The sequence below is a fragment of the Rhizobacter sp. P3_B12 genome, from assembly GCF_056402895.1.
The window spans coordinates 1-10,694 of the sequence record NZ_JBFUGN010000116.1; the positions used below are offsets into that span (position 1 = coordinate 1).

The 10,694-nt window shown below is 63.8% G+C and carries 12 protein-coding genes; 4 read left to right on the top strand and 8 right to left on the bottom strand.

The features are described from left to right. Nucleotides 1-181: 181 nt before the first annotated feature. Entirely contained in the window at nucleotides 182-544 is a 363-nt protein-coding gene (locus AC1D01_RS09120; protein WP_477865727.1) for a hypothetical protein, read from the top strand. Nucleotides 545-1,024: 480 nt separating this feature from the next. Here AC1D01_RS09120 and AC1D01_RS09125 read toward each other — a convergent pair whose 3' ends face one another. Continuing rightward, on the bottom strand, nucleotides 1,025-1,333 hold the full coding sequence (locus AC1D01_RS09125) for a hypothetical protein (RefSeq protein ID WP_477865728.1): 309 nt from the start codon (nucleotides 1,331-1,333) through the stop codon (nucleotides 1,025-1,027). A 265-nt stretch (nucleotides 1,334-1,598) separates the two neighbouring features. Between AC1D01_RS09125 and AC1D01_RS09130 the strand changes: the two genes are divergently transcribed. Continuing rightward, a complete protein-coding gene (locus AC1D01_RS09130; protein ID WP_477865729.1) occupies nucleotides 1,599-1,859 on the top strand; it encodes a hypothetical protein in 261 nt (86 codons plus the stop codon). 106 nt (nucleotides 1,860-1,965) lie between these two features. Here the strand turns inward: AC1D01_RS09130 and AC1D01_RS09135 are convergent, their stop codons facing one another. From AC1D01_RS09135 to AC1D01_RS09155, 5 genes are all read right to left on the bottom strand, one after another. Next, nucleotides 1,966-2,868, bottom strand: a complete 903-nt coding sequence (locus tag AC1D01_RS09135; protein WP_477865730.1) for a plasmid partitioning protein RepB C-terminal domain-containing protein — start codon at nucleotides 2,866-2,868, stop codon at nucleotides 1,966-1,968. Beyond that, the gene (locus AC1D01_RS09140; RefSeq protein WP_477865731.1) at nucleotides 2,865-3,107 is read right to left on the bottom strand and encodes a hypothetical protein; all 243 of its coding nucleotides are present in this window, start codon (nucleotides 3,105-3,107) and stop codon (nucleotides 2,865-2,867) included. The genes AC1D01_RS09135 and AC1D01_RS09140 overlap by 4 nt, the downstream gene beginning before the upstream one ends. Before the next feature lie 95 nt (nucleotides 3,108-3,202). Beyond that, on the bottom strand, nucleotides 3,203-4,783 hold the full coding sequence (locus tag AC1D01_RS09145; RefSeq protein ID WP_477865732.1) for a recombinase family protein: 1,581 nt from the start codon (nucleotides 4,781-4,783) through the stop codon (nucleotides 3,203-3,205). A 389-nt stretch (nucleotides 4,784-5,172) separates the two neighbouring features. Next, nucleotides 5,173-7,086, bottom strand: a complete 1,914-nt coding sequence (locus AC1D01_RS09150; RefSeq protein ID WP_477865733.1) for an eCIS core domain-containing protein — start codon at nucleotides 7,084-7,086, stop codon at nucleotides 5,173-5,175. 486 nt (nucleotides 7,087-7,572) lie between these two features. After that, nucleotides 7,573-7,935, bottom strand: a complete 363-nt coding sequence (locus AC1D01_RS09155) for a winged helix-turn-helix transcriptional regulator (RefSeq protein WP_477865734.1) — start codon at nucleotides 7,933-7,935, stop codon at nucleotides 7,573-7,575. A 112-nt stretch (nucleotides 7,936-8,047) separates the two neighbouring features. Here AC1D01_RS09155 and AC1D01_RS09160 point away from each other — a divergent pair, with 112 nt between their 5' ends. Further along, nucleotides 8,048-8,782, top strand: coding sequence for an SDR family NAD(P)-dependent oxidoreductase (locus tag AC1D01_RS09160; protein ID WP_477865735.1), 735 nt, complete (start codon nucleotides 8,048-8,050; stop codon nucleotides 8,780-8,782). A gap of 19 nt (nucleotides 8,783-8,801) precedes the next feature. Here AC1D01_RS09160 and AC1D01_RS09165 read toward each other — a convergent pair whose 3' ends face one another. Then, nucleotides 8,802-9,698, bottom strand: coding sequence for a hypothetical protein (locus AC1D01_RS09165; protein WP_477865736.1), 897 nt, complete (start codon nucleotides 9,696-9,698; stop codon nucleotides 8,802-8,804). Between the two features lie 145 nt (nucleotides 9,699-9,843). After that, nucleotides 9,844-10,155 (bottom strand): hypothetical protein, encoded by a 312-nt coding sequence (locus AC1D01_RS09170; protein WP_477865737.1) that lies wholly within the window; start codon nucleotides 10,153-10,155, stop codon nucleotides 9,844-9,846. 96 nt (nucleotides 10,156-10,251) lie between these two features. Between AC1D01_RS09170 and AC1D01_RS09175 the strand changes: the two genes are divergently transcribed. Next, nucleotides 10,252-10,614, top strand: coding sequence for a LexA family protein (locus AC1D01_RS09175; RefSeq protein WP_477865738.1), 363 nt, complete (start codon nucleotides 10,252-10,254; stop codon nucleotides 10,612-10,614). The last annotated feature ends 80 nt before the right edge of the window (nucleotides 10,615-10,694 follow it).

Consider the following 10,694-nt stretch of genomic DNA (forward strand, 5'->3'; position numbering starts at 1 on the left):
CCTGTAAGCTGTAGACATCAGCTCTAACGGGCATCGCGGGGCGAGGTCCTGGGGAAACGGGATCGAGTGGAGGTTTTCGGACGTGCAGCGGCTTGAACTACAGGTGCCACGAACGCCAGGAGATGCGCTACGGACCGCGACGTACTCCGGCGCCGTCGTGCTGGTCATCGGAGGTGTCGTGATGTCGCTGACTCACGCGATGTTGTGGCCTCTACTCGCTACGGTCGTTGGCGTCCTGCTGTATGCGTGGCTCTTCAAGACGGCTCCGACCACCGCATACTTGACCTACTTGGTGATTGATGAGGGCGGAGTTGAGTACGTTCATTCGCCGGGCTCCGACGGGCGCGTTTCGCGATATGCATGGCATCAAATCGAAGAAGCTTTTGCCAACCTGGCGAGCCGTGGTGAAGAGCCTGGCCTCACGATCAAGACAAATGGCCTACACCTAGGCGGGCAGTCCATCTTTCTGCCGGTCTTCTCAGAGAATGACTGCCTTGCCGCGGTGCATGCGATAAGACAGCGGCTCCATGTGCAGCGGGCGTAGCGTCTGGCGCACTACAGGCGGGCGCAAGACCAAGTATCGAGCGGCTGCTTGGCGGCATCGAATCTGGCATTTCAAATGGCCGCTCAGGGTCGATAGCTCCAGTTCGCGCAGGCGCGTAGCGGACATTCAACCCCACCGCGCTCCGCTGGGGCACGGCGCGTTGACGAGCGGCGTTGGGTGCCGCGTCGCTTGACCGATCGTCTGGCTACCTCCGGCGCGTTTAGCGTACGCATTGAGGCAGCAAGCGACCGGTCGATAGCTCGAAGCGACCGACTGCAGCCACTGTGGCGCAGACCTTGGCGTTGGGCAGGGCGGCCGCCTACTACACACAGCATCGAGCCTTCCAACGAGCCGACGAAGCGCAAGCGACCTGTCTGTCGCACGGGGTCTACGCCAGTCACTCAATCCGCTGCAGTGCAGATTGAGGGTGCGTCAGCTCGCAGTAGAAGGTCGCGCCCTGCCACGCAACGCGTCGAGCGCTCATCCCGAGCCGGCTAGTTCGCCGATCTGCACCGTACAGTCGATCTCTATGCCGAGTGCGTGATTGGCCGCGACAAGTGCTGAACGACGATGAGTGGGGTACTCGCGCCACGAGTAATCTGCGAGGTCCCACAACTCCCTCAGACTCAGCCTGGGCTCAATCGCCAACGCCCTCTCCCAGAACGTCCGCCGCCAGTGGCGTTGGTCGGCTTGGTGCGTGCTCAGGTAGTAGTTTTCAGCCCAGACCTCAGGTGGTTCACCAGGCTCCGCCTCGTAGGAGCGCGCGGCCACCTGCTGCAGTTCGACCATCGTTGCCGTCGGATCAAGCTTGCTCAGCTTCGTGAAAACGMGATCAACCCAGGCAGATCTTGAGATTGGACTAGACATGCGTGCCTCCGAATACATGTGCAAGCGCAGCACAGGTTGGAAATACCCGTCGAGAGGTCACTCTACTGCGGATCAGCTGCAGGAGGGCGAGATACATGGACCGCTCCATGCTCGCGAAAGCTCTCTTGCACAGGCGCACTTCACGAGATTCAATCGATGCTCTCTCGGCCGTTTGCGAGGTGAGTGAATGAGCGACGAAGTGAAGCCCAACGAGACAGCAAGCTACCTGCAGGGCGAAGTGCTCTGTGCGATGGCCATGATCGCCGCGCTCGTGAAGCTGTTGCCGGACAAGGATGCATTCCGCCGTGAGGCGGTCGCTGAGCTGGATCTGCTTCGAGATGCCTTCACTGAGAACCCTAACGCAGGTCCTCAGCTCAAGGCCGTGGGCATGACGAGGTTGTGGCTGGTCGATCTGATGCAGTCGTTCCCTGGAGACAAGCCCCACTGACTTCCCGGAGGGTTGACTTGCTGGTCAGGCGCTTCGGAACTGTCAGGCTGGCCAGGCAAGGCGATCACGCCCGTATTGCGGCCGCGAAGGCTCTTCTGGGCGATCGTCAAGTTGCCGGATCGAGCACCTCAATTTCTGAGATCAGCTGCAGCTCACGTAGGTAGTTCCCTCGATTGCGTGCGAGCCAACCGACGATCTTGGCGTTCCCCAAGAGCGAGCGGATGTAGGCCTTCACCACGACGAGCTGCAGGCAGTTGGGCCCGTACTCCACTTCCAGTCTCTTCGCGTCCGATTGAACCGTCGCCATCTCTCGCTGAAGAAGATGTCGAGCTTCCGATGAGCTGTTCGCCTGCCTGCGAGCCTGGGCATCTTCCGTCAGCAACTCAGCCTGCGTGGCGTGCAACATCACCAACGAGAACTTCACCGAGTAGTTTCGGAGATCGATCATCGCCTGAGCCACATCGATCTGCCGAGACGGCTTCATACGCTGCAGCGCCTGGAACAGCCCCCTGGTGGCCGGCTTGTCCGCCAGAAGTTGGACGGCTTCGGGACAGATCCCATCGAGCATTCGAAGTCTGTCTCGGATGGATTCGACTGAGATGCCGAGGGCCCGGGACAGGATTACCTTCGAAGCGCCTCCATCTGCAGCTCGAGTGATCAGTCGATGCTCTTGGACAGCCGAGAGCCGGTTGACTTGGCGGTTGTAGGTGAGGGCCTCGCAGTCCGTCAGGATCCGGCACAGCGCCCTGTTGAAATCGACCTCTACCAGTGCCRCCTTGCGCAGCAATCCGTCGAGGACTGAGTAGCCCCCGCCTTCGTCCTGCGATCGGGGAACAACGACCAGCGGATCCAGCAGGCCGACCGCACGAATCGACCCAAGTATCTGTCGGTATTTTGCGCTGCTGAGGATCGACTGCGGCAGCGCCTTGTTGCTATGAAGCTGATCGAGCTCGAGTTCCAAGTAGGTGCCGCTGGAAGCCAGTTTGGCGGAGGTGTCGACCGCGATCATTGACCCATCCCCACATCGGATCCACCATTGGCCAAGTAGCGCGGCGCTGTGCCTTTGCCCTCGCTTCTCAAGAGCGAGACGAACTCCGGATCGGCGAACAGCTCCTTGAAGATCTTCTGAGACGCCTTCAGCGCAGCCTGTGCACGGTCCGCCTTTCGCTGAAGTAGGCGATGCTCTTGCGTCTGCTGCTGATAGCTCTCGACCAGCGCCTGGTCCTGTGGATGCTGACCACCGTGCATGCTTGGCTCCGGAGCACGGTGATTCATCCGCTTACTGCGTGAACTGTCGACTTGGGTCGCCGAAGGTTCAATCCTCTGAGTCCTCTCGACTGCCTTCATTGAGGCTGCTCCGAGAGAGGCGCTCGTGCCGTGAGCGCGTAAAGGGGGGCCAGCGTTCTCGTGCGGTACACATCCAGGGTGCGTCCGTTTCTCTCCATGCGCGGCAGTCTCGACGCATGCTTGTCCATCGAAGGAAGCAGGTAGTAGTCATGCACACCAGCGTTGTCGAAGTCCATCCGGACAAGGACAACGATGTCGGGAGGCACTGAAGGCATGTGGACACGCCACTGGTAGTAGCCGCGCGCGTTGCCTCGGTTTGGCGCCACGATGATCTGCACGGTCAACTCGCCGTTGACGGTGAGCCACCTAGTCTCTGGGTCGAGTGTGCAAGAACTGCCGCTTGCGAGAATGCCAGCCTGCACCTCAGCCACGATCAGTTGGCTGCGCTCCCGGAGTGAGCGATTGACCTGTTCGAATCCACGGTTCTGCTTCAGGTCGTAGCCGACCAGCGCATAGAGCTTGGTCAGACTTCCAAAAATCCGGAGATACGAGGATACGGACGGGACGTCTTTGCTCCTAGCAAGGATGTCCGCGGATAGTTGACCGTGCCGAGCAAGCAGTTGCGCCGCGCCACGCAGCATGTCATTCCTGTCGAGCCGCTTCGCCGCATCTCGAATCATCTGCTGGGCCCGCAGGAAGCGCGGCATCGGGATGATCGATTCGTAGGCGCCCTCCTTGCGAATCCAAAGGTCCCGGGTGTTCTCCCTCACCGGAGCTTTGAGCTTGCCCGACTTACGGTTGTAGATGGCGGTGCCTGCGTAACGCTCGTTCGTCAGGACAGCGTGGACGGCTTCCATCCTCCAGGGGTGACCACCAACCCAGGGAATACCGCGAGCGTTCAGGAGCTCGGCAATCTCCGATCGTGTACGGCGCTTGTCGATGAAAAGCTGAAAAACGAGCCGAACGGCCTCGACTTCGGCCTTGGGTCCAGGCGAAAGTGAAACGCGGTGCGACTGAATGCCCTTGCGCTCGCCGAATGCAAGGGTGTCTCTCACTCGACCGGACTCGTCGACGACGACGCGGCGAAGCCCAAAGCACGCTACGCCGCCTTGCGCGTAGCCCTGCTTGGCGATGTTGCAGGCGCCTGCAAACACTCGAACTGAAAGCTCCCGGCTGAACTCCGCAGCCATGCTGCGTTTGAGCCCGATGAGCACCGAGGATGATATCGAGCCGTCGTTCGCGAACTGTTCGGCGCAGTAGATGACCCGAATGCCGCGGCGCTTGCACGTCAGCTCGCAGGCTGCAGCCTCATCTGGGTCCTGGAATCTCCCCCATCGACTGACGTCGTAGACCAGGACGGCGCGGAATGGAACGAGAGGCTGCCCGACATCCAGCAGCAAGCGCTGCATGGCCGTACGGCCCTTCAATTCAAGGCCGCTCTTTCCGAGGTCCGCATACGTGCGCACTACATCCATGCCGTTTCGCAGCGCGTACTCGGAGATCACTCGAGACTGGTTCTCACGCGAGTACCGCTGGTGCTCAGTAGACATACGGACGTACTGCGCGACGGGCATCAGGTCAAGATCACCATTGCCTAATGCGGTTGGCGCGGTGCCGCGTCGATCGAGTTCTGCCATTGTCCAGCCCCGGCACAAATGAAACTCAGAGGGTGAATCGTGAGATCCGAACATGACAGAGCGATGACGTCGAGGGAGGTCTTCCGATTCCGCCCGGCGTATCGCTTCCGTTTCGCAGCGGCTCCGCGGCTGCCGATGACTGCTTCAGGCTGGTTGCGGTCGGTCGGATTCAGACGACGAACGACTGCCTGGAACGAAAGCAGACCTTCGTCGCGCAGCGCCTTGGACCTGCTCAGTGCTGGCCGAGTGGGTGAAGGCCACAGTGGCGGGGCAGACGTGGTCGAATGGCTACGACCTGATGAATCGGAAGGATTGCCAGTCTCTTTGGGTCGAGCTGGAGAGGCTTCAGCGTGGCCGAGTTCGACGCTCACTGAGCAGGCTGGGCGCTGCTATTGCAGGTTGCCCTGGTTGGCCCGCACCACCAGGTCGGCCATGCCCATCGCATAAGTCCGCCACTGGTTGAAGGGTAGCGGGTTCACCATGCGCCTGTACTCGTAGACGTGGCCCAGGGCCTGATTGCCCGCCTGACCCACCTGCTGCGGGTTCCAGCTCGCCTTGGTCCGGTCCTGCCCCCAGGTGAGCGGGTCCTGTCCGCCTTGAATGCTGTTGAGCCAGCCACGCGATGTCACGGCGTCGTGCAAGCCCGCCTTGACAAAGAGCTTGGTGTTACCGGCCCCAACCAGGGCCGCACTGTTCAATGCGCCCGGCCAGCGGTCGGATGTGAACAAGACGTCTTCGATGAATCCCGGCACGCCACGCAGCCACCCGGGCAGTTGCCCGAAGTTGGTGCGAGCCAGCAACGGGGCGATGCCCTTGTCATAGGCGATGTTGTTGCCATAGGCACTCGCCAGCCGCACATAGGACCCCAACTCGGCCATGGCGCCCTCGTAGGCCGCCTGGTTGCCACCCGCCACGCTGCCATCGGCCACGCGCGCCTGCCCCACCAGCCGCGCGCGTGCCACACAAGTGGACAGGATGGTGATCTCCGCCGCCGGGCTGTTCTCCATCAGCGCGCTGCCCGGGTGCGTCTGCCCGCCCAGCGCCAGGCCGCCTTGCGGCTGGCTCATGCGATCAAGTAGGTGGATCAGTTGCTCCAGCTTGATGCCGCCGGTCATCTGAGGCGCGCTGGCGAGCGCACCGATCCGCCGCACCAGGATGTTGTCGCGCTTGGCGTAGGCCCGCTCGATGGCAAGCCGGTGCGCCGCGTCGCCCAGTTGGCCGCCGGGCTGCGGAGGAGGCACTTGGAGGTTTTGCCCCCATGCAATGCCGTTCTTGCCGACAACCTGATTGATGGGCGTGTCGATGGCCGTGCCGAATATGCCGCGCGATGCTGAGTTGAGGGCGTTGCCGACCTGCTCGATCTGCAGCAGCGCCGCCTCCAACCGTCCGCCCGGCCCGATGTCACCCTCGTCGAAGGCCTCGGTCACGAACTCCAAGGCGCCGCTGCCAACGTGGGCGCGGCCTTGCCCGATGCCCATCTCGTCAAGCTCCTCGGCCGTGTATTCGAGACGATCGGGCACGACACTCCAACGCAGGCCCTCGATCACCTTGGTGTGCATACCGATCGCATTGGCCGGCGCCTTGAGCACCCACCCGGTCTCGAACTCGAAGCCGATGAGCCGCTGGATCGGCTGCCCGGCCGAGCCGCCGACGGCCGAGACCCTCTGGGCTGGCGCAACGCCGTTGGTGCTCAGGGCTCGCTGGCCCATCACGTCTGCCTCTTGCTCCAGCGCCGGGTCGTCGTTGATGGGGGCGCCCTGGGCCTGGAGGGTGGGTCGCACACGGCCCTGGCGCTGTTGCACCACGTGCCAGGCCTCGTGCGCCAAGTGTCGGTCCTGTCCCGGCCCGAGGTGGATGTCATTGCCCTGCGCGTAGGCCAGGGCGTTCAGCTGGGCCGGCTTGTCGGAGTTGCGGTGCACGCGCACGTCGGCCATGGACATGCCCGACAGCGCCTCGATGCCCACCTGAAGTTGGTGCGGCATCCCGCCCTGGCTTACCGGCGGCGCGGCGGCGGGCTCAGGCGTGTCAGCCGCTTCGCCGAGGCGCTGGGCGACCGAGGGCGCCATTCCACCTGTCGGCATCTGATCGGCCAAGGGCTCGGTCTGACGCTGGTAGGCCCCGCCGAAGGTCGATTCCAGGGCCTTGCGCTGCGCCAGCATGCTCGGCGACTGGTCGATGCGCGCCTGCAGCGCCGCGGCACCGGTCGACGCCGAGCCAAAGCTGGGTGTGGCCTGTCGCGACGCCACCTCGGCTGCGGCGGGCCTAGATTGGGCGGCTTCAGGCAGGGATTCGTGAGCTTTCATGGCAGGGCTCCGGTCGACCGAACCGGGGGCCACGATACGGCGTCAGGAGCACCAGCACCATCCGCCTATTGCTGAGATTGGGCTTCGGAATTGCCGAGCCCACGGCTTCAGCACTCGGCGTGCCCTTGCTGCAGTACGGTGTAAGCGTGCAGCCGTGACGCCAGCATTGCCACGGAGAGCGGACATTCGGAGTTCCCGGCCGACCGACGGCAACCGCTGCACAGCAGTCGGTCGGAAGGCCTCAGTGAACGCAAGCTTGTGGATCTCGAACGCATCAGCGGCCAGCGTAGCGAACTGCGTAGATTCCGGCCTCCGAAGGCCGCGCTCTAGAGGAGAACGCCCCGATGCATCATGGGCGTGTGGCTCGGGAGAGGGGCGGCGGAATCGTTCACGATCGAGATGGCGGCGCTGGGGGCCTTTCGGCCAAGGCGCGCACCTTACCATCGACGGCTGCCCGGACCTCCGTCGCGCAGCCACCCCATCCCGCTAGGGCAAAGCGTCGCGCTTGGCGAAGATGCTTGCCATCTCCGCCGCGTTCCTGGTTCCCCACGTGCACAGCGGGACGATCGCATCGGCCAGGCTGCGACCGAGCGGGGTCAGCGTGTAGTCCACACGCGGCGGCACCTCCTTGTAGTCGTTGCGCGCCAGCACGCAATCAGCCTCCAGATCCTTCAATTGCTGGATCAGCACCTTGTCGCTGACGCCTTGGGTCAGGCGCTTGAGCTCGCCGTAGCGCTTCGGGCCGTCGCGCAGGAAAAACAGGATCAGCGGTTTCCACTTGCCCGAGATGACGCGGAGCGTCGCGTTGAGCCCGCAGCCGGTATCGCAGATTTCAGGGGGCGTCGTCATTTTTAGGTACTTACCAAAAAGTGCATACTTGTCCTTAGGTTATCAGAACTCCATAGTTGTTCTCAGGCAAGCATTTCTCCAGCTTCCTGCAACGCAACCAAGGATTCATGACATGACCAGACTGAATGGAAAGACCGCCGTGATCACCGGCGGCGCGACCGGCATCGGCTTCGCCGCAGCAAAGCGCTTCATCGAGGAAGGCGCCTTCGTCTTCATCTACGCCCGCCGACAAGAATCGCTAGCCGCCGCTGTGGCGAAGCTCGGACCCAATGCCCGCGGGGTGAGGGGCTCGGTCTCGGATGAGGCCGACCTCGACCGACTCTACGCGGCAGTGAAGGCCGAGCGCGGAACCCTCGACATCGTGCTCGCCAATGCCGGGGCGGGAAGCCAGGCTCGGCTCGGCAAGATCACCGCCGAGCACATCGACGAAACCTTCGACACCAATGTGAAGGGCACGATCTTCACGGTGCAGAAGGCGTTGCCGCTGATGGGCGAGGGCGGCTCGATCATCCTGACCGGATCGAGCGCCGGCACCACGGGCGCCCCGGGCATGAGCGCCTACAGCGCGAGCAAGGCGGCAGTGCGCAACCTGGCGCGGACCTGGGCGGAGGACCTGAAGGGCACCGGCATCCGGGTGAACGTGCTGTCGCCCGGGGCGACGGCGACCGAACTCGCGAAGCAAGCGCTTGGCGAGGAAGGCCAGAAGGTCTACGCCGCGATGACGCCGCTCCAGCGCATGGCCGATCCGGCGGAGATCGGGGCGGTGGCTGCCTTTCTCGCGTCGTCGGACAGCAGCTTCATGACCGCCAGCGAGGTCGCCGTCGACGGCGGCCTGGCGCAACTCTGAACCGCTGCGCCCGGCCTGCTCACGCGGCGCACGTCCCGAACCTCGTTCGCGATCGCCGCGCGGCGGCAACCAGCGCCATCAACCCGGCCAGCATCGTCATCCAGGCCGCCGGTTCCGGGACCGGGCTGGCCACTGCGCTGACCTGGGCGAGGAAGTTGGCGAACAGCGGGTCGGCAGAGAGGTTGTGCACTGTCAGCGACAGGTGGCCGAACGAGTCGTAGCTGTACGAGAAGTCGCGATCGTCAGCCCACCGGCCGAGGTAGACATCGGACGGGCCGGTCGGGTCGACGTTCAGGGTCTGCAGCGCCAGGGTCGCACCGCCCCCGTAGGTGCCTGGAACGTACAAGCCGAGGGATGCCTGGTGAACGAGCGGCATGCGATCGCCCTCTTGCTCGCCGAACCCGGCCACGGTGGCACCGGCCGGATTGCCATAGCTGGCGCTGGCGGAGAACGTGATCGACGCAAACGGGTCCAGCACGAAGTAGCGATTCCAGTAGACGGACGCCATGGCGTAATCCTGCTGCAGCGAGGACCGCTGCCACGCGGCGCTCAAGGTGTTGGCGCCGATGTGCGCCTCTGCCAGCATCGGATAGCCTGCGTCCGTTTGCGTCAGGCTCACCTCGTACTGCCCGAATGGGCCGCCAGCCGACGCCGCCGGATCGAGGGTCGCCGAGTTGTACGGCTGGTAGCCCCAGCTCTCTTGCGGGCCCAGTTCGTCATGGACGACCACCGCGGAGCCTTCAAACGTGTTGCCGGTCAGCCAGTAGCCAACCGAGCCGGTGGTCCGCGTCGTGGCACTGCCGCTCAGCGTCGTGATCGGATCCAGCGTCAGGCTGGCCGAGCCGCCATCGGCCGATGCGGCCGTGTGCAGGATCACGCCCGCGGCAACCGCGGCGAAGAATCTCAAGGCCTTCATCGTGTGCTCCCTGTTCTGTTGGACGCGCCCCTGTTGCGAGCGCTGCCGCAGCGTAGGAGCACGCCGGGCGCCCGGCAAGCGGTGCCCCTGCGGACAACCCCGGGAAGATTTGCCGACGACCCAGCATGTTCCGCCCCGGCCTTGCTCAGTCGAACTGGACCTCGGCGCTGCACAGATGCGTGCCGTCCGGCGCGCTGATGCTCAGGCTGAGGGCGTTCAAGCAAGCGGACCCTGGAGAGGCTGCGGATGCGAGACGTCGATGCCGCGAGAAGACGGCCTTGCCATCGACCGTGCCTGTCCATTCGGCGACGTACTTCCGCGAAGGGACGCTGGCCCTCAATGGCTTCAGGCGAAACCGCTCGACGAAGGATTGCAGCTCCACTTCGGAGGTGATGCGGCTGAACAGCTGCTCGATCGGAAACCTTATCTCCATGGGACGCTCTCCTGGTTGCTGCAATATACTGTATGAATGAACAGTAGTCGGCTGCCTCGCGATGGTGTCACACGCGTCGGCCGGGATTCGCCCGGGCCAGCGGTGGTGCCGCGCGCCAGCGTGGCCATCGGATTCGGCTCGCCGTCTCAGGATTCGGGCGTCGGGCGCCTGGATCTGAATGACGTCTTGATCAGGAACCCACTCGCCACCTTCCTGATGCGCGTGAGCGGCAGTGCGATGCGAGAGGCTGGCATCGATGATGGCGACATCGTGCTCGTTGACCGCTCGGTGCGGCCCGCCAGCGGCCACATCGTGATCGCCGTCGTGGACGACGAGTTCATGTGCCGGCGGCTGGTGATGCAGGGATCGTTGCTGCGCTTGGTGGCGACCGACCCGCGCTGCGCCGATGTCGTGCCGCGTGCCGCCCAGGAGCTGCAGGTCTGGGGCGTGGTGACCAACGCCATCAAGGCGATGCCCGTTTGAGGCGGCGCCATGTTTGCGCTGGTCGACGTCAACAACATGTACGTGAGCTGCGAGCGGGTGTTCAAACCCTCGCTCAACGG

What these genes read in the sequence shown, in the direction of transcription:
- AC1D01_RS09130 (WP_477865729.1), top strand. Translation starts at nt 1,599, where the DNA reads ATGAGCGACGAAGTGAAGCCCAACGAGACAGCAAGCTACCTGCAGGGC.
- AC1D01_RS09140 (WP_477865731.1), bottom strand. Translation starts at nt 3,107, where the DNA reads ATGCACGGTGGTCAGCATCCACAGGACCAGGCGCTGGTCGAGAGCTAT.
- AC1D01_RS09160 (WP_477865735.1), top strand. Translation starts at nt 8,048, where the DNA reads ATGACCAGACTGAATGGAAAGACCGCCGTGATCACCGGCGGCGCGACC.
- AC1D01_RS09125 (WP_477865728.1), bottom strand. Translation starts at nt 1,333, where the DNA reads ATGGTCGAACTGCAGCAGGTGGCCGCGCGCTCCTACGAGGCGGAGCCT.
- AC1D01_RS09145 (WP_477865732.1), bottom strand. Translation starts at nt 4,783, where the DNA reads ATGGCAGAACTCGATCGACGCGGCACCGCGCCAACCGCATTAGGCAAT.
- AC1D01_RS09165 (WP_477865736.1), bottom strand. Translation starts at nt 9,698, where the DNA reads ATGAAGGCCTTGAGATTCTTCGCCGCGGTTGCCGCGGGCGTGATCCTG.
- AC1D01_RS09150 (WP_477865733.1), bottom strand. Translation starts at nt 7,086, where the DNA reads ATGAAAGCTCACGAATCCCTGCCTGAAGCCGCCCAATCTAGGCCCGCC.
- AC1D01_RS09120 (WP_477865727.1), top strand. Translation starts at nt 182, where the DNA reads ATGTCGCTGACTCACGCGATGTTGTGGCCTCTACTCGCTACGGTCGTT.
- AC1D01_RS09155 (WP_477865734.1), bottom strand. Translation starts at nt 7,935, where the DNA reads ATGACGACGCCCCCTGAAATCTGCGATACCGGCTGCGGGCTCAACGCG.